This window comes from Paraniabella hibiscisoli (assembly GCF_022512515.1).
GTDB classification, from domain to species: Bacteria; Bacteroidota; Bacteroidia; order Chitinophagales; family Chitinophagaceae; genus Niabella; species Niabella hibiscisoli.
The window spans coordinates 153,017-169,498 of the sequence record NZ_JAKWBK010000003.1; the positions used below are offsets into that span (position 1 = coordinate 153,017).

The 16,482-nt window shown below is 41.3% G+C and carries 21 protein-coding genes, 1 tRNA gene and 1 pseudogene; 6 read left to right on the forward strand and 17 right to left on the reverse strand.

The window, feature by feature from the left end; all coding sequences use genetic code 11:
* Nucleotides 1–9: 9 nt before the first annotated feature.
* The 8 genes from der to MKP07_RS31895 form a co-directional block, all read right to left on the reverse strand.
* Nucleotides 10–1,320 (reverse strand): ribosome biogenesis GTPase Der, encoded by a 1,311-nt coding sequence (gene der / locus MKP07_RS31870; protein WP_240852124.1) that lies wholly within the window; start codon nt 1,318–1,320, stop codon nt 10–12.
* A gap of 218 nt (nt 1,321–1,538) precedes the next feature.
* Nucleotides 1,539–1,919: a KH domain-containing protein gene (locus MKP07_RS31875; RefSeq protein WP_240852125.1), complete on the reverse strand. Its 381-nt coding sequence runs from the start codon at nt 1,917–1,919 to the stop codon at nt 1,539–1,541.
* A gap of 5 nt (nt 1,920–1,924) precedes the next feature.
* Nucleotides 1,925–2,410, reverse strand: a complete 486-nt coding sequence (gene era, locus MKP07_RS31880) for a GTPase Era (protein WP_240852126.1) — start codon at nt 2,408–2,410, stop codon at nt 1,925–1,927.
* Nucleotides 2,411–2,582: 172 nt separating this feature from the next.
* Nucleotides 2,583–2,654: transfer RNA gene (locus MKP07_RS31885), tRNA-Met, on the reverse strand.
* A 51-nt stretch (nt 2,655–2,705) separates the two neighbouring features.
* Nucleotides 2,706–2,873, reverse strand: a complete 168-nt coding sequence (locus MKP07_RS40275; protein WP_262920091.1) for a DUF1080 domain-containing protein — start codon at nt 2,871–2,873, stop codon at nt 2,706–2,708.
* An 8-nt stretch (nt 2,874–2,881) separates the two neighbouring features.
* A complete protein-coding gene (locus tag MKP07_RS40280) occupies nt 2,882–3,124 on the reverse strand; it encodes a 3-keto-disaccharide hydrolase (RefSeq protein ID WP_317236223.1) in 243 nt (80 codons plus the stop codon).
* A complete protein-coding gene (locus MKP07_RS40285) occupies nt 3,070–3,240 on the reverse strand; it encodes a family 16 glycoside hydrolase (RefSeq protein WP_317236185.1) in 171 nt (56 codons plus the stop codon). Before MKP07_RS40285 ends, MKP07_RS40280 begins: the two co-directional genes overlap by 55 nt.
* 75 nt (nt 3,241–3,315) lie before the next feature.
* Complete coding sequence (locus MKP07_RS31895; RefSeq protein ID WP_240852127.1) at nt 3,316–3,630, reverse strand: hypothetical protein; 315 nt, start codon at nt 3,628–3,630, stop codon at nt 3,316–3,318.
* A 155-nt stretch (nt 3,631–3,785) separates the two neighbouring features.
* On the opposite strand from MKP07_RS31895, the gene MKP07_RS31900 reads away from it, so the two are divergent.
* The gene (locus tag MKP07_RS31900; protein WP_240852128.1) at nt 3,786–4,271 is read left to right on the forward strand and encodes a cytidine deaminase; all 486 of its coding nucleotides are present in this window, start codon (nt 3,786–3,788) and stop codon (nt 4,269–4,271) included.
* On the opposite strand, the gene MKP07_RS31905 is transcribed toward MKP07_RS31900, so the two are convergent.
* The 6 genes and pseudogenes from MKP07_RS31905 to MKP07_RS31930 all read right to left on the reverse strand — a co-directional run bounded on the left by MKP07_RS31905 (nt 4,268) and on the right by MKP07_RS31930 (nt 8,905).
* The gene (locus MKP07_RS31905; RefSeq protein WP_240852129.1) at nt 4,268–4,462 is read right to left on the reverse strand and encodes a dihydroneopterin aldolase; all 195 of its coding nucleotides are present in this window, start codon (nt 4,460–4,462) and stop codon (nt 4,268–4,270) included. The genes MKP07_RS31900 and MKP07_RS31905 overlap by 4 nt on opposite strands.
* A gap of 29 nt (nt 4,463–4,491) precedes the next feature.
* Nucleotides 4,492–4,623, reverse strand: coding sequence for a dihydroneopterin aldolase (locus MKP07_RS31910; protein WP_240852130.1), 132 nt, complete (start codon nt 4,621–4,623; stop codon nt 4,492–4,494).
* 105 nt (nt 4,624–4,728) lie between these two features.
* On the reverse strand, nt 4,729–5,025 hold the full coding sequence (locus MKP07_RS40290) for an FAD-dependent oxidoreductase (protein WP_317236186.1): 297 nt from the start codon (nt 5,023–5,025) through the stop codon (nt 4,729–4,731).
* Nucleotides 5,022–5,672, reverse strand: coding sequence for an NAD(P)/FAD-dependent oxidoreductase (locus MKP07_RS31915; protein ID WP_262920092.1), 651 nt, complete (start codon nt 5,670–5,672; stop codon nt 5,022–5,024). Before MKP07_RS31915 ends, MKP07_RS40290 begins: the two co-directional genes overlap by 4 nt.
* Nucleotides 5,673–5,777: 105 nt before the next feature.
* Nucleotides 5,778–6,637, reverse strand: a pseudogene (bla, locus tag MKP07_RS43265) (subclass B3 metallo-beta-lactamase).
* 159 nt (nt 6,638–6,796) lie between these two features.
* Nucleotides 6,797–8,905 (reverse strand): prolyl oligopeptidase family serine peptidase, encoded by a 2,109-nt coding sequence (locus tag MKP07_RS31930; protein WP_240852133.1) that lies wholly within the window; start codon nt 8,903–8,905, stop codon nt 6,797–6,799.
* Between the two features lie 246 nt (nt 8,906–9,151).
* Between MKP07_RS31930 and MKP07_RS31935 the strand changes: the two genes are divergently transcribed.
* The 3 genes from MKP07_RS31935 (at nt 9,152) to pyk (ending at nt 11,976) form a co-directional block, all read left to right on the forward strand.
* Nucleotides 9,152–10,372, forward strand: a complete 1,221-nt coding sequence (locus tag MKP07_RS31935; protein WP_240852134.1) for a 6-phosphofructokinase — start codon at nt 9,152–9,154, stop codon at nt 10,370–10,372.
* A gap of 111 nt (nt 10,373–10,483) precedes the next feature.
* Complete coding sequence (locus MKP07_RS40295; protein WP_262920093.1) at nt 10,484–10,978, forward strand: pyruvate kinase; 495 nt, start codon at nt 10,484–10,486, stop codon at nt 10,976–10,978.
* An 8-nt stretch (nt 10,979–10,986) separates the two neighbouring features.
* Nucleotides 10,987–11,976: a pyruvate kinase gene (pyk, locus tag MKP07_RS31940; RefSeq protein ID WP_262920094.1), complete on the forward strand. Its 990-nt coding sequence runs from the start codon at nt 10,987–10,989 to the stop codon at nt 11,974–11,976.
* 547 nt (nt 11,977–12,523) lie between these two features.
* On the opposite strand, the gene MKP07_RS31945 is transcribed toward pyk, so the two are convergent.
* Both MKP07_RS31945 and MKP07_RS31950 read right to left on the reverse strand, forming a co-directional pair.
* A complete protein-coding gene (locus MKP07_RS31945) occupies nt 12,524–13,000 on the reverse strand; it encodes a hypothetical protein (protein ID WP_240852135.1) in 477 nt (158 codons plus the stop codon).
* Between the two features lie 117 nt (nt 13,001–13,117).
* Nucleotides 13,118–13,579: a hypothetical protein gene (locus MKP07_RS31950; protein WP_240852136.1), complete on the reverse strand. Its 462-nt coding sequence runs from the start codon at nt 13,577–13,579 to the stop codon at nt 13,118–13,120.
* Between the two features lie 301 nt (nt 13,580–13,880).
* Here MKP07_RS31950 and MKP07_RS31955 point away from each other — a divergent pair, with 301 nt between their 5' ends.
* Nucleotides 13,881–14,063, forward strand: coding sequence for a hypothetical protein (locus MKP07_RS31955; RefSeq protein ID WP_240852137.1), 183 nt, complete (start codon nt 13,881–13,883; stop codon nt 14,061–14,063).
* 218 nt (nt 14,064–14,281) lie between these two features.
* Nucleotides 14,282–14,530, forward strand: coding sequence for a hypothetical protein (locus MKP07_RS31960; RefSeq protein ID WP_240852138.1), 249 nt, complete (start codon nt 14,282–14,284; stop codon nt 14,528–14,530).
* A gap of 218 nt (nt 14,531–14,748) precedes the next feature.
* Here MKP07_RS31960 and MKP07_RS31965 read toward each other — a convergent pair.
* Nucleotides 14,749–15,845, reverse strand: a protein-coding gene (locus MKP07_RS31965; RefSeq protein ID WP_240851303.1) for an IS3 family transposase whose coding sequence is annotated in 2 segments (ribosomal slippage) — nt 14,749–15,590 and nt 15,590–15,845 — 1,098 coding nt in all. Because the reading frame shifts where the segments join, the coding sequence is not laid out codon by codon here.
* Nucleotides 15,846–16,482: the final 637 nt, after the last annotated feature.

The following is a 16,482-nucleotide window of genomic DNA, read 5'->3' on the forward strand; positions in this document are numbered from 1 at the left end:
AATAAATTGCTAATTATTTTTTCTGAAAAACAACCTCACAGGTACACCGCTAAATTCAAAATTCTTGCGCAATTGATTTTCCAGGTAATTGCGATAAGGTGTCTTAATATCATCCGGGAAATTACAGAAGAAAGCAAAAGATGGTACCACAGTGGGTAGCTGTGTTACAAACTTTATTTTGATAGAATGCCCCCGCACCACCGGAGCGTGATGGGCTTGTACTGCTTTCAGCATTACATCATTCAATTTGGAAGTAGGTACTTTACGGCTGCGATTTCCGTATACTTCAAGGGCCGTTTCCATGGCTTTAAAAATACGGGTCTTCTCCAATACGGAAATAAAAAGCACAGGCACATCACTAAACGGAGCCAGTCGCTTTTTCAGCTCAATCTCGTAATCTCTGGCAGTATTCGTTTCTTTGGCCACCAGATCCCATTTATTAACCAGCAGCAAAATCCCTTTTCCCTTTTTAGCTGCAAGGCTGAAAATATTCAGATCCTGGGCTGTCATCCCCTTCTCAGCATCAATAAGCAACAAACAAACATCTGCTTCATCTACGGCTTTTATCGCCCGTATCACCGAGTAAAACTCCAGGTCTTCATGCACTCTGGCTTTACGACGAATACCAGCAGTATCAATCAATATAAACTCTTTCTGAAAAAGATTATAATGCGTGTGAATCGTATCCCGGGTAGTACCAGCGATATCACTAACAATAGTCCGTTCCTGTCCAACAAGTGCATTTAGCAGGGAAGACTTACCTACATTCGGTTGACCGATAATAGCAAATTTTGGTAGCTCACCACCATCCTCATCTTTCTTTTCTTCCGGAATCAACGCCGCTACTGCGTCCAGTAATTCTCCGGTACCACTACCACTTGCAGATGCAATAAAATATACCTCTTCAAATCCCATGCTGTAAAACTCAGTAGCATCCAGCATGCGATCATTGTTATCTACTTTGTTTACCGTTAAGAAAACGGGCTTGATGCTTCTACGCAATACATTTGCCATTTCTTCATCAAGGTGTGTAATGCCGGTTCCTGCATCTACCATAAATAAAATAGCGTCCGCTTCTTCTACCGCAATCAGCACTTGCTTGGCTATCTCTTTCTCAAATACATCTTCACTGCCGTGCACAAATCCACCCGTATCGATCACGTTGAAATTTTTGCCAATCCATTCACTAATGCCGTACTGCCTGTCACGTGTAACACCACTAACGTCATCCACAATTGCTTTCCTTTGCTCCAGCAAACGATTAAACAATGTACTCTTGCCCACATTCGGTCGGCCAACTATGGCTAATGTAAAACCCATTTTATTTTTGTTTTATTAATATTTCGCCGCTATGCAGCTATTAATATTTCGCCGCCCTGCGGCTATTGATATTTCGCTGTTACGCGGCAATTAATATATCGCTGCTACGCAGCTTTCCTTTTATTTTAGGTGGAGGCGACGGGGATCGAACCGGTGTCCAAACTTTTTCAGCTAACCGGCCTCCCTTCTACCTATTCACCATTCACGACTCAATCTCTTTACTGCCCATACCCATACTCTTTCAAATGCAGATCATTATCTCTCCATTTAGGCTTCACTTTTACAAATAGCTCCAGAAACACTTTTCTACCTAAAAATGCCTCTATATCTAACCTTGATGCTGTTCCCAGCTTTTTGATCATACTTCCTTTCTCACCGATCAGGATCATTTTTTGTGTTTCCCGGTGTACGATAATATCGGCAACGATCTTGGTAAGGGTTTCCTTCTCTTTAAACTCGCGTATTAAAACAGCTGTATGATAAGGAATCTCATCATGCGCCTGTTCGTATATCTTTTCCCTGATTAATTCACTTACAAAGAACTTCTCCGGCAGATCGCTGATGCTGTCATCTTCATAAAAAGGTTCACCTTCCGGCAACAGCTCTAGTATAGGCTGCAGAAATTTTTGTAATTAATACCCGTTAACGCCGATATAGCCGCCGTCTTCTTTACATAAGGCTTTGCCGAAAAATAAGCTTCGGCTTCCGTTATTCGCTCCTTATTGGTACGATCAACCTTATTCAATACCAGCACAGCCGGTACCCTTAATTTCAAGGCACTGAAAATAGCATCACATTCATTCCAATTATCATTGATATCTACGATCAGCAAGGCCACATCTGCATCTTCGAGGGCTCCTTTAACAGACTGCATCATTTTTTCATGCAACTTGTACTCAGGTTTAATAATACCCGGCGTGTCGCTGAAAATAATCTGGTAGTCTTTTTCGTTAAGAATGGCTTTAATACGATGCCGCGTGGTTTGTACCTTGTGTGATACAATCGCCAGCTTCTCGCCCATTAGTGCGTTAAGCAGTGTGCTTTTACCCGCATTGGGTCTTCCAAATATATTTACAAAACCTGATTTCAATACCTGAGGTTTAATTGCTGAATTAATGGAAATAGATAAGGCTGAGCAATGCTACGCAATTAAAGTGTGCGACGCAACACCGATGCCATGAATTCCAAAGTTGATACAAAAATACTCACCTTCATTTAACAAAAAAAGCCGTTCACATTAAAGCGAACGGCTTTCCTTTTAGTTGCGAGACTAGGGATCGAACCTAGGACCTTCGGGTTATGAGCCCGACGAGCTACCGCTGCTCTATCTCGCACTGCAAATGTACGAGATATTTTTGACATAACAAACGGTTTCTCAAATTAATTTATTTAGCGGGTGTGATAGTGATATTTCTGAACTCGATCGGACCATGATCGCCCTGGAAATAAAGAGGCCCGGGCTCACCTTCATTGCTATCCAAAGCACCGCCTGTAATGCCCGGAATTTCCTGGTTGCTGATCACTGTTTTACCATTTGCAACAATGGTAACCATTCTGCCGATTAAAGTAATATCATAACTCTGCCACTCCCCGGGCCTTTTGAGTTGATCTCACTTGGCGCTAAAAAGCCATAAACACCACTGTATAACACATTTGAAGGATGTTCGCTTTTATCATTGTCTAATATCTGCACTTCATAACGACCACGCAGGTATACGCCGCTATTGCTGCCTTTCTGATACCTGAACTCTACGTGCAGTTTAAAATCTTCAAACTTCTGATCGGAGATGAGGTTAGCGCGGATTTAGGACTGGTCAAAATACCATCTTTTACCACCCATTGATTGGCCCCACCCACTGCTTTCCAGCCAGTCAGGTCTTTTCCATTAAATAATTTGATAGGAGCTCCCCAAACCGGCACTTTTTCTCTTTTAGGTAAGGCGCGCGTACACCTGTCCAGCTATATTTTTTCCATTAGGATATACCATTGTTCCTTTCAGGCTCCCCCACTCAGTTCGCCCTCCACCACCAGGTCGTTATCTTCAGCCTGCCATTGTGGAGGAATAGCAAAAGAAAATTTCCCGTTTTCCAACTTCACTTTTGAAACGGGGCGCGCACTACCATCATCACCCACAAAATAACCTACCAGGGTTTTCATACCTGACAACTTCACTTCTAACCAGGACGGCTTGGCTTTACCATCTTTATCGAGCGTGATATCCCATCTGCCAATTAAATCGTCTGCATTCATAGCCCAAACATTTAATGAAACTAAACCGGCAATAGCAAAAGCAAGAACTTTTTTAAACATGAAAAAAGGTTTAAGTTTTTGAATCAATATATTTTTAGAGATGTGAATATAACAATAGTATCTTTATTAACCGGCGACAGCAAGAAAAAACTATGCTGATCAGATTGGTCTTCGGAGGTATACATTTGCCCCTAACCGGCATAAATTAAAAAGCGATGAAAGAAAAAAGTTATCAGTTCTCTTATAAAGTTGTAGAAGACAGCAATGCATTGGATCAAAATGATGCTAACCTGCTAGCGCAGGCCCGTGCATTAACACCTGTGGCTTATGCACCTTATTCTAAATTTCACGTAGCCAGTGTAGCACAGCTGGCGAACGGAGAAATTGTAAAAGGCACTAACCAGGAAAATGCATCTTTCCCGGTGGGCATTTGTGCCGAACGCAGCTTGCTAGCTGCCATAGGCACTTTATATCCCAATGAAATAATTGAAACCATGGCAATTACCTACCAACCCCAGGAGGGCGCGAGTGACCGTCCCATTTCACCCTGTGGTATGTGCAGGCAATCGCTGGTGGAGTATGAGAACAGGGTAAAACACCCCATTCGCTTAATATTGGCGGGAGCCGAAGGTCCTGTTTATATTATTGAAACGGCCAAAGATCTGTTGCCCTTTGCATTTTCGGAAGAAGATCTCTCTTAGTATTCTTTTTCTATCTCCACCCCTATCCTGCCCTGGAAATGAGTAATAGGCATTTGCAGTTTATACAAGCTCATTTTCAGCTTCACCAACTCGGGAAACCGGCTCTTTATTTTTTCGGCCAGCTGGGAAAGAAAGGTCTCTAACAGTTCGCGCGGCTCCAACATTTCTGCTTTGGCCAGTTCATAAATCACCGCGTAGTTAATCGTCTGGTCGATTTCCGTTATAACGGGCTGCGTAGAAAAAATGAAGCCGAAATATTGAGTTCAAACTCATTCCCCAATTTCTTTTCTTCCTCATACAAACCATGATAGGCGAAGAACTGTAATTTCTCCAGGTGTAAAGTAATCAACATTGTTTTAGCAGTCTAATTATTTGAAATCATTGTCAGGCCTAAATTATAAAAAGTTCCCGATTGGGAACTTTTTAATTATCATTTTGCATTTCTATTTCTTAGAAACTATAAACCTTTCTCGCCCAGGTATCTTTCTGCATCCAGGGCAGCCATGCAACCGCTTCCCGCTGCTGTAACTGCCTGGCGATAGATCTTATCCTGCACATCGCCAGCTGCAAAAACACCGGCAATATTGGTTTTGGAGGTGCCGGGAATTGTTTGAATGTAGCCCGTTTCGTCCATATCCAAAAAGTCCTTAAATATATCTGAATTAGGCTGGTGACCAATCGCTACAAAGAAACCACCTACGGGTATCTCGCTTACTTCCTGGGTTTGATTGTTGCGCACTTTTACAGCGTTCACTGTTTTCTCCCCAGTATCTCTTCTGTTTCAGTATTAAAGTGGATCTTGATATTGGGCGTGTTCAACACACGATCCTGCATTACTTTACTGGCACGCATTTCATCTTTGCGAATCAGCATGTGCACGTTCGTACAAAGTTTGGAAAGATACAATGCTTCTTCTGCGGCTGTATCTCCGGCACCTACTATCGCTACATCTCTGCCTTTAAAGAAGAAACCATCACAAACTGCGCAGGCACTTACCCCAAAGCCGTTGTATTTCTCTTCACTAGGCAAACCCAGCCATTTGGCAGAAGCCCCGGTTGAAATAATAACCGCATCTGCTTCAATCAGCTTCTCCTCATCAATCCATACTTTATGGGGATGACCTGAAAAATCTACCTTGGTAGCCAATCCATAGCGGATATCAGCCCCCATGCGTTTAGCTTGTTTTTCAAAATCTATCATCATCTCCGGTCCCTGTACACCTTCTGCGTAGCCCGGGTAATTTTCTACTTCCGTTGTAATGGTCAACTGACCACCGGGCTGAATACCCTGGTATAAAACCGGTTTCAGGTTGGCACGGGCCGCATAAATAGCCGCTGTATACCCTGCTGGTCCTGAACCTATAATTAAACAATGCACTCTTTCTATACTCTCGTCTGCCATATATTTTTTGATTTGAATAAATACAAAAATAGAAGGAAAAGGTTTAGAATGGGTTATAAGGCCTCAAATTCCCGACCCACCGTTAACATCCGGTGAATAAGTTTTTTAGGGGTGGTTATTAAAATCTTCTGATATGTCTTCCAGCAGCTTGTCGTAGCCTTTACGATCGGCAAAAACAGATGGGCTGTATGCGTCACCTTCTTTTCTTTTAGCGTGTAGCTGAAACTGGCTGGCGTGTGCCGCTACCCAAAGTTCAAATTGCAGCTCTTTCATGGCCTTCAGGGTGTAGGTATAATCTTCCCTGATGCGTGGATATGCCGAAATTTCTGAGAAAGGTTTATCGGTGATAATACTTGGCACATTTGCGATCAGCATCTTATACAGCCGCTTTCCGTCAACTACATTTAGTAAGAAGCTGCAGGAGCCCTTGGTATGCCCCGGATGATGCAGCATGGTAAGCCTTGTAGTTCCCAGCTGTATCACATCTTTATCCTTCAGCAATTTATCGGGTATAACGGGCTGGAAGCTCATTCCTAAATGGCCCATTTCATAATCGTTGGCGCCGCCGGCTTTGCAAACTTCCGCGTCAGCTGCATCCACATAAAATTTGGCACCCGTTTGTTTTTTTATAGCGGCCATGGCGCCCAGGTGGTCATAGTGCGCCTGGTTGGTTAATAGTATTTTGATATCGGAAAACTTAAATCCGAGCTGCTCTATATTTTTTTGATCAAATCAGCAGAGCTGGACAAACCTGTATTGATCAATATATTTCCCTTATTGGTAACAATAAGATAAGCAGCCAGATCATAAGTGCCTACATAATACAGGTTACCTGCAATACGAAAGGGCTGATAAGGTTTTGCCCACTCGGGGTTACCGGCAGGCTCATTAACTTTTTGAGACCAAACAGATGCTGAAACACACAATAAGGCGCATAAAATTGCCAGTAGTAATATCCTTTTCATAGTATCAAATAATCTTTAAAATATCGGTGATGCGAACTTATAAAAAAAACGGGCTTTCGCCCGTTTAAAGATAGTTTAACCGCCAGGACCAAAGGCGCAATGTTTTTCTTCAATTTCATTTCTTCCTTGCGTCTTCATGCCTTCGCGGTTAAAATGACATTAGTCTTTATACTTCATACCCAGGTTGTACATTGTAAATGCCCATATATCCGCTGCTTCCTCAATTACCTTGCTCGTAGGTTTACCTGCACCATGCCCTGCATTGGTTTCTATGCGTATCAATACAGGATTAGCACCTTTATGGTATTCCTGTAACCTGGCGGCATATTTGAAAGAGTGCGCCGGTACCACGCGATCATCATGATCACCAGTAGTAACAATGGTAGCCGGATACGATACGCCTTTCTTTAAATTATGGTAAGGAGAGTACTTATATAGATAAGGAAAGTACTGTGCGGAATCCGCATTACCATACTCTACAGCCCAGCCCCAACCTACGGTAAACTTGTGGTAGCGCAGCATATCCAACACGCCAACCTGTGGAATGGCCACTTTAAACAGGTCCGGACGTTGGGTCATTACAGCCCCCACTAATAATCCACCATTGCTACCGCCTCGTACTGCTATTTTACTGCTGTTGGTGTATTTGTTTTTCACCAGGTATTCTGCAGCACCAATAAAGTCATCAAACACATTTTGCTTTTTCAGCAACATACCCGCTTTATGCCATTCTTCGCCATACTCGTTACCGCCACGCAGGTTTACTACTACATAAATACCGCCTTGCTCTACAAAGAAAGCATTGCTTACGCTAAAGCCCGGTGTCATCGGTATATTGAATCCCCCATAGCCATATAATAAAACAGGATTATTACCATCTTTCTTCAACCCTTTTTTATAGGTTAAAAACATGGGCACTTTAGTACCATCCTTACTGGTAAAGAATATCTGCTCGGTTACAATATCAGCCGTGCTCATATTGATCTCGGTGGTTTTGTACAGCTCCGATTTTCCGCTGGCAATATCATACTTATAAATAGCAGGAGGCGTTGCAAAGGAGGAGTAGCTGTAATAGAATTCTTTATCTTCTTTTTCAGCCCCAAACCCGCCGGCAGAGCCGATTCCGGGCAATTTAATTTCTCTTATCTGCTTGCCGCTATAATCATATTGATATACCCTGCTGGAAGCATCTTTCAGATAGTTGGTAAATAAATTACCGCCGCCTGTTCCCACACCCAGCAGCACTTCTTTCTGCTCAGGAATAATCGTTTTCCAGTTTTCGCGGCCCGGATTTTTAGGATCAACGGCAACCACCCTGAAATTGGGAGACTGGTAGTTGGTTTGAACCAACAGCTTATCGCCATCATTCTCTACAATATTAGATTGTGTATCGAAACCCTTTACCAGTAAACTAAACCCTGTTTGTGAAGCATCCTGCAGATCGCGAACCCAGATCTCCGATCCGCTTGTACCTTCAGATACACTCAGGATCAAAAAGCGTTCATCGTCGGTTAATCCACAGCCAAAATAGCGTTTAGGGTGCTCTTTATCTTCATGAATCAGCTGATCCGCTGATTGAGCCGTTCCCATTTTGTGGAAGTATACTTTCTGAAACTCATTCGCCTTACTCAGTTTTGATTTTTCATCAGGCTTATCATAAGCACTGTAGTAAAAGCCCTCTTCACCTTTCCAGGCGGCACCTCCAAACTTGGTCCACTCAATTTTATCGTTTAATAACTTCTTACTTTCTACATCCATCACAAATATCTCCGTCCAGTCGCTGCCCGCTTTTGAAAGAGAATAAGCCAAAAGCTTTCCCGATTTATTAAAAGACAAGCCACTTAATGCTACCAGGCCTTCTGTGCTGAGGGTATTCGGATCAAGAAAAACCTCTGGCTCTGCCTTCAGATCTTTGGTGCGGTATAATACAGACTGGTTCTGCAGTCCGCTATTCTTATAATAATAATACCATTCGCCTTTTTTGAAAGGTGCACCAGATTTAGGATAATTCCACAGCTGCTCCAGCCTGCTTTCTATTTTGTCTCTGAAAGGGATTTTGGAGAGATAAGCAGTGGTTACTTTGTTCTGCTCCACCACCCATTTTTTTGTAGCTTCTGCATTATCATCCTCCAGCCAGCGGTAAGGGTCTTCTACCTTGGTTCCGAAATAATCGTCTGTTACAGTATTCTTCTCCGTAACAGGGTATTGTATTTGAGCCTGTATCTCCATTGCGGTAAATATCGATATAAGGGGTAAAAATTGTTTCATTCTCATAATTTTTAATTTTTATCTGGTTCAATAAAAACATGCATTCTGTACGCCGAAACAGGCTCCGGAAGTACGGAAAGAATGATAGGCGGATATTTCTTTAATAAATATTTAAAACGAATTCAAAAATATTCTTTTCAAATGTATTTATCTTACCGGTCATCAAAAATCCGGTTTACTTAAAGTGTTTTATACACACAACGGTATTTTTAATATATTTGAAGCTTACAATTTATAAAAACCAATATGCAACAAAGTATTTTAATTCTTGCTGCGGGAGGTCCCGCTCCCGGCATTAACAGTGTTATTAGCTCCGTATCGAAGATCTTTTTAAAAGGCGGATACAGGGTAATTGGCCTGCACGATGGTTATAAAAACCTCTTTACCGGAAAAGCATCTACCGTAGATATTGATTTTGAACTAGCTGACAGCGTGTTGACAAGAGGTGGTTCTGTATTGAGAATGAGCCGCTACAAACCTAAAAATGAAGAATTTACGCAGGATTTCTTCGTTAACAACAACGTAAAACTATTAGTTACCATTGGTGGTGACGATACCGCTTCTACCGCCAACCGCATTTCCCTGTTTTTAACGGAGAACAAATTTCCGATCCAAAATATACACGTTCCTAAAACAATCGATAACGATCTTCCGCTTCCTGACAATCAGCCTACCTTTGGTTACCAAAGTGCGACTGAAGAAGGTGTTAGAATTACCAAAACCGTTTATGAAGATGCAAAAACATCGGCCAATTGGTTCGTAGTGTCTGCAATGGGTCGTGAAGCGGGTCACCTGGCTTTCAGTATTGGTACCTCCTGTCATTTACCCATGATCGTAATGCCGGAAATGTTTAACAAAGCCGCTCTGAACTTTGAAAACATAACAAAACTCATCGTTTCAGCTATTCTGAAAAGAAAAATAATGGGTATCAATTATGGTGTGGCTATCGTAAGCGAAGGAATTTTTCACTTTATGACCGATGAGGTGATCAAAGAATCAGGCGTTCAGTTTACCTACGATGCACATGGTCACCCTGAGCTAGGCAACGTAAGTAAAGCGCATATTTATAATCTTTTACTGCAAAACAAATTAAAAGAATTAGGCCTGGATATTAAATGCCGCCCGGTAGAGTTAGGCTACGAGCTTCGTTGCTTACCTCCTGCTGCATTCGACCTCCAATATTGCACGATGCTGGGTACCGGTGTTAAGAAATTATTTGACCAGGGACTGACGGGTTGTGTTGTAACTGTAAATAATAAAGGCGAAGTAAATCCGTTGTTCCTAAAAGATGTAACGGGTGAAAATGGTAAAGTAAAAACAAGACTGGTAAATATTGAAGATGCTAAAACTAAAATGGTTTTAGAAGACAACCTTCAGTATTTAACAGCAGAAGATGTGGAAGCGGCTAAACAATTCGTGAGCAATCCTGAAGAGTTTGTATTTTCTACTATCTTAAACTGGAATTAATAAAAATTATTGACATAAGAGCTGCAAGGTTTGCGGCTCTTGTGCTTTTAGAACGGTAGTGTAAAGCCCGGTTATATCAAAAAGATAAACAAACAACCACTCAAAAATATTATGGCTAAAAAATTAGCATCTACAAAAAAAACAGCTACAAAAAAAATTGCAAAGCCCGACGAGAATTTTGCAAGAACTAAAATTGTAGCAACAGTAGGCCCTGCATGTAATACCTACGACAAATTACTGGCGCTGGTAAAAGCAGGTGTTAATGTGTTCAGGTTGAATTTTTCGCACGGAGCACATGAAGAAAAGAAAACCATTATTGAATACATCCGCGAGATCAATAAAAACGAAGGTTGCCATGTTGCCATTCTGGGCGATTTGCAAGGCCCCAAATTGCGTGTGGGTGAAATAGAAGGTGGCGGCATGCCGGTAAGCCCCGGTGATAAATTTATTTTTACCAACCAAAAGATAATTGGTAATAAAGAAAAGCTGTACATCCATTATCCCAATTTTCATACAGATGTGAAAGTAGGTAACAAGATCATGATCGACGATGGAAAGCTCGAAGTGGTAGTAAAAAGATACTGCCCAATAACGATGTACAGGTAGAAGTATTATTGGGTGGTTTTATTTCTTCTAAAAAAGGAGTAAACCTGCCGGATACGAAAATATCATTGCCTGCATTAACTCCCAAGGATCTGGCTGATCTTGACTTTATTATTCAGCAGGAGCTGGATTGGGTGGCATTAAGCTTTGTACGCCAGACAGAAGACATTAAAAAGCTTAGAAAGATATTAGACAAAAAGAAGAGCCGCAGCAAGATTATTGCTAAAATAGAAATGCCTGAGGCTATTCCTAATATCCGCGATATCATTAATGCATCGGATGCAATTATGATTGCGCGTGGCGACCTGGGTGTTGAACTTCCCGTTGAAAAAGTACCTTTGATCCAGAAGAATATCATTAAAAAATGTATTCACCGTGCGAAGCCTGTAATTGTGGCTACGCAGATGATGGAAAGCATGATCGACCGTACCAAACCTAACCGTAGTGAAATTACGGATGTGGCGAATGCGGTATTAGAAGGCGCTGATGCAGTGATGTTGAGCGGTGAGACAGCAACAACACACCCCACATTGGTAGTAGAAACCATGCGTAAGATCATTGTAGAGATTGAGCGCACTGAGTACAACTACGACCTGGATGAAGTATTGCAACCTCAGCCCCATTCTCCTACCCTTACCAGCGATGCGGTTTGTTACAATGCCTGTCACCTGGCTAAAGACGTAGCGGCTAATGCCCTTATCGGTATGACCCAGAGCGGCTACACCGGCTTTATGCTCAGCAGCTATCGTCCTAAAGTACCTCTGTACGTATTTACGAAGCACCCGGGCCTTATCAATCAAATGAGCCTGGCATGGGGCGTGCGTGCCTTTTTGTATGATGATGATGAGCGTAGCCTGGATACTATCTTCTCAGAGCAGATCGAAATTCTGAAAACGAATGGTTACCTGAAGAAAAATGACATAGCAGTAAGTACGGGCAGTACACCCGTACATTTAAAAATACCTACCAATACGATCAAGATCACCAAGATCGGACAATAGTAGAATAGGTTTAGATAATTGAAACGCTGCCTGCGAGGGTGGCGTTTTTTTATGAATGATGAGTGTGCCACGAATACACGAATGGTTCTTTTCTATAAAATCAGACTGATATATATGAATCTTTAATCGATCGCAAAATTCACATTACAAATACGTGCATATTTATTCGTGCATTAGTGGCAAAAAAACCTGAGCGCCACGGATGCCCGCCTGAACGGACGGGCAGGCACAGATAATTTCTGAATAGTTGAATCTGCTTATCGGCCCCTAATGTATTTTGAATATTATATAAGTCCTATTGGAGATCTGCCTATACTTCTATATATGCTATTTTACACCATTGGTAAGCCGCCACGAATGCACAAATGTTTCTCAGCTATAAGGGCTCCTGAATATAAATAAGCCTTTCATCAGTTCGAACAAATCGTCTTACAAATACCTGGATATTTATTCGTGCATTAGTGGCAATAAAATGGTTTATAGCCGCAGTTGGTGTTTTCCCCCGCTGCTGTTTTTTCATCAACAGCTTCCACTCCCGGGAAGTAGTTCAATTATCTCGCTCACCTAAACCCAAACAGTAAACCGCATATACCAGCTTTTTAAGATATAGATTGAAATTCAGTAACTCCGGGCTGTGTAATTCTTCTGCAACAGAGCCGCTGCCTATAGCATTTTCGGTAAAACAGATTAGCAGCTGTTTCCATTGAAGCAAAGATTGGTATTGAAAGAAACGGGACAGGAATAACTCTGGTTGCCAATACTCTGCTGCATTTAACGGCATGGGCAATAAGTTAGTTGATAATTGCAGCTGATAAGGAAGTTTTTTAATAAGATTCTTATCGCGCTTTGGATGCAGCAGCCAGGCTATCTCCATGAGTAGTTCTATGTTTTTACCCAGTTGTAAAGCATTGGCCGGGCTCCCCTGCCGCCAGGCATAACCCTCGGTTAAAGCTGCTATGCAAAACTCATCTATAGCAGTTGCTAATTCCCGTGGTTGATTTTCCTTAAACAGTTTTTCTATCACCTTCTTCAGGTTTAGCTTAAGCGGATGACATTGATATTTATACGCCAACTGGCTTAACCAATGCTCCGGCGACAGTGGGTGTTTTGCTTTTTCATGGCTAGTGATTTTAGGTGGTAGCTAACCTGCCGGGAAAAGCGGTAATAATTTCCCGGCGGTACTGCTGATTATGGTCATTATAGTAACAGTATTACCAGCAGGATCATAACCCAAAGAGTAGCCTGCCTCCCATACTCTTTGCAGGTTGGCGCTGCCGGCAAGGGGTTCGGGCGATAGCTGGCCGGCTTCCTTTATGGCATTCACAATCTCCGGTATGGATATAGTAAACTTACCGGCCAATGGGTGGCGCGGTAATTTATAATAATGGCGCTCCAGTATATGCGCCAGTACAGTAGCGCTTAAATACCAGCTTTTACGCAATAGCTTTTTATGCTGTTGTACCGGCAATTGCCAAATCAAACCTTCCTGTAGTTGTTGCAGCCAGGTGGCAGTATCGGCCAATAAAAATAATACCTGTAGCCATTGGGCCTCGTTAAAAACAAAAGCGTTGGGTGTGGTTGCGGTGTCGGTTGTAGTGTTCATAGTAAAGCGTTTTAAACAGCACCGCACAAAAAAGGCGTGGGTGCTCAACTTACTGCTTTTGAGGCCCTGAGAAGCCCTGGAACAGATAAGAGAGCCCACGCCTAGGTCGTGAGCTATTCTACTTATCATCTCGTTCCGTTTTAGAAATTTCTCAGGTTTCAAAAGCGAGATTCAAAGCGAATGCTTCAAATAATGTATGAAGTAGTCGCGAATTTAGATATTACTGCCACAAATGTAGTGAAATTTTATATGACGTATAATTATACGTCATATATTTTTAAAATTCTTTGAGATTGCCTCAATGAAGGCGCACAATAAAAAAGAAAAGGAGGATATAGCATTTCAATTTGCGGTAGGTCTCTTTAAAGCATTAAAGGATCAAGGTTACAGCGTTAACCAACTTGCCCTTGAAATGGGAGTTGAAAAATCACACTTACAGCTTATTGCTAATGGTAAAAAAATATTACGCTTTCTACTCAAATAGCCATTACCAACGGACTAAAAATTTCTTTTAGCGAAATCGCTTCTTATTATGACAATGTTACTGATGCCGATAAAAAGGAATTCAAGGCCTATCAAAAAAGTCAGCAAAAATTAAAAGGCCACGTAAAGAAAAGTCAATAGCTATTACATTACGACATTCCAGCCTTAAGACTATACTTTTTATGCTTAATACTATTGATCACTAAATTTGATTGCAAAATGAAAGCGCTGATAGTGATCTTGTTTAACCTGGTAGTTCTGACTTTGCTATTTAAGATATTCTTTAAGAATTTGACGGGATTTAAAAAAGCCCTTTATTATTTTATAAAGCCTGATATTATATCCATTATTCAAAAGGATTATGATAGTGATTTCAATTATACACACAAAATGTTATTTTTCTTGATTGTTGCAGGATTGATAGCCGGCGCCGAAATACTAATACTCTATCAATTTTCAATGTATTAGTTGCTGTTAGCTTTTTATAACACAACTGGATTATTTAACAGGAAATGAGGTCCTCCCATATTTAGTAGCAGCCTAAACTAGAAAATTGGCGCTATTTTCCTGAGATATTGTGCCTGCGTGCGGAATGATGTGTGGTTGCTTTTTTTACTTTTTTTCTTAACTCAATCCACACATCATTCCGAACGTAGGAGCCGCCGGCAGGCATAAGAAAAGTCTTTTTATTGCTGTTGTTGAACCCATTTAATAAATTCTGCCGGGGTCATATCATTTAAAGAACTATGCGGCCTAAATTCGTTATACTCAATTCGCCAAGCTTCAATCTTTTCACTTGCGTCTTGTAAAGATAAGAACCAGTGGGCATTTAAGCACTCATCCCTTAAACTGCCATTGAAAGATTCTATGAACGGGTTGTCTGTTGGTTTACCTGGCCTGGAATAGTCCAGAGTTACTTTATTTTCATAAGCCCAACGATCAACTTCTTTTGAGATAAACTCACTTCCATTATCTGTTTGTATCCGTTTCGGAACCAAGCCTCTCTTAGATTTAATCTGTTGCAACGCTGTGACCACATCGCTGCCTTTTAATGACTGCCCCGCTATAATGGCCAAACATTCCCGACTAAAATTATCCACTATAGTTAATGCCCTGAATTTTCTGCCGTCAAAGAGCGCATCGCTCACAAAATCCATCGACCAAAACTGGTGCAATTCAGTATTCACCAGTCTTTCAAGCCTTTGTGCCGCAGCCCTGCATCGCCGCGGCTTTTTGCTTCTTAAGTTTAATCCTTCTTCTTTATACACCCGGTACACTCGTTTATGATTATCCCTCCAGCCTTCCCGCCTCAGCAGTATATATATCCGCCAAAGGCCATATCGCACACGTGTAACAGCAATCTCACGGATCCTGCTTCGTAGGGGTGCATCTTGCCTTCGATGGTGTTTGTAATAGTATACCGAATGATAAACCATCATTAACCTGCACGATCTTCGTGTTGATACCTGGTATTGCTGCCTCAGATATATCGCTAATTCCTTTTTCTGTGCAGGCTTCAGAGCTTTTTTTTTATTACATCCTGTAGCATTTGCCTGTCAAGACTCAAATCGGCTACAATCTGTTTTAAACGGGCGTTTTCCTCTTTTAGCATTCTTAATTCCCGAAGTTCGGATACGCCCAATCCTCCATATTTTTTCTTCCAGTTGTAAAAAGTAGCTTCCGAAATCCCCAGCTTCCGGCAGATCTCTTCCACCTTTACTCCCTGTTCTGATTGACGAATCGAAAACACAATCTGTGCCTCCGTAAACTTTGACTTCTTCATACGCAATATTTAATTTTTAAGTTATCGATATTGCGCCAATTTTCTACTTTTAATCGCTACGTTTTTTAGGGAGGAGGTCAGAAACGATATGAAACGAACCCTCGATATTTAATTATGGAACACACACCTCACCTCTTTTGTGTTTTATGCAAGGTATACATTCAATCACCAATAATTACATCTGCAAAGAATGGGAAACAGCTTCCTATAACATTACTTTGTACACGCTTGAAAAAATTTGCATAGCAAGGGATTTGACGCTTACCTTCTAAGATTGATTAGGCAAGAGTATTTAGCTCGTTGAACTTTGAACTTCATGGATGCGAGAAAATATTTTCTCATTGATTACCCAACGGTAGTTGGTAGCTGCTTATGCTTAACCAAAACACTTTATCGAAAATAAAAATACAGCATCCTATTGCGAAATAGACACTATTAACAAACCTATCAAAAGGATAATAAGTGAATACACTACATTGCAAGTTTTTTTAAGTTTTTTATATTTAGGTAATACAGGTTTCGTATAAAACAATAGAAATTCAATTGAATCTCCGGTTCCAGATAAGTTCAAATCTCTTTTATTCTTTTTCGCAATAAAGTAATGGAGATAAACTTTTAAAATAAAAAGAACTCCTAT

Coding starts and splice junctions, on each gene's coding strand:
- MKP07_RS31930 (WP_240852133.1), bottom strand. CDS start 8,905: ATGAAACAATTTTTACCCCTTATATCGATATTTACCGCAATGGAGATA.
- MKP07_RS31895 (WP_240852127.1), bottom strand. CDS start 3,630: ATGTTTAAAAAAGTTCTTGCTTTTGCTATTGCCGGTTTAGTTTCATTA.
- MKP07_RS31960 (WP_240852138.1), top strand. CDS start 14,282: ATGAAAGCGCTGATAGTGATCTTGTTTAACCTGGTAGTTCTGACTTTG.
- MKP07_RS40295 (WP_262920093.1), top strand. CDS start 10,484: ATGGCTAAAAAATTAGCATCTACAAAAAAAACAGCTACAAAAAAAATT.
- MKP07_RS31955 (WP_240852137.1), top strand. CDS start 13,881: ATGAAGGCGCACAATAAAAAAGAAAAGGAGGATATAGCATTTCAATTT.
- MKP07_RS40275 (WP_262920091.1), bottom strand. CDS start 2,873: ATGGTTACCATTGTTGCAAATGGTAAAACAGTGATCAGCAACCAGGAA.
- MKP07_RS31900 (WP_240852128.1), top strand. CDS start 3,786: ATGAAAGAAAAAAGTTATCAGTTCTCTTATAAAGTTGTAGAAGACAGC.
- MKP07_RS31950 (WP_240852136.1), bottom strand. CDS start 13,579: ATGAACACTACAACCGACACCGCAACCACACCCAACGCTTTTGTTTTT.
- der (WP_240852124.1), bottom strand. CDS start 1,320: ATGGGTTTTACATTAGCCATAGTTGGCCGACCGAATGTGGGCAAGAGT.
- MKP07_RS31935 (WP_240852134.1), top strand. CDS start 9,152: ATGCAACAAAGTATTTTAATTCTTGCTGCGGGAGGTCCCGCTCCCGGC.
- MKP07_RS31915 (WP_262920092.1), bottom strand. CDS start 5,672: ATGGCAGACGAGAGTATAGAAAGAGTGCATTGTTTAATTATAGGTTCA.
- MKP07_RS31910 (WP_240852130.1), bottom strand. CDS start 4,623: ATGTTGATTACTTTACACCTGGAGAAATTACAGTTCTTCGCCTATCAT.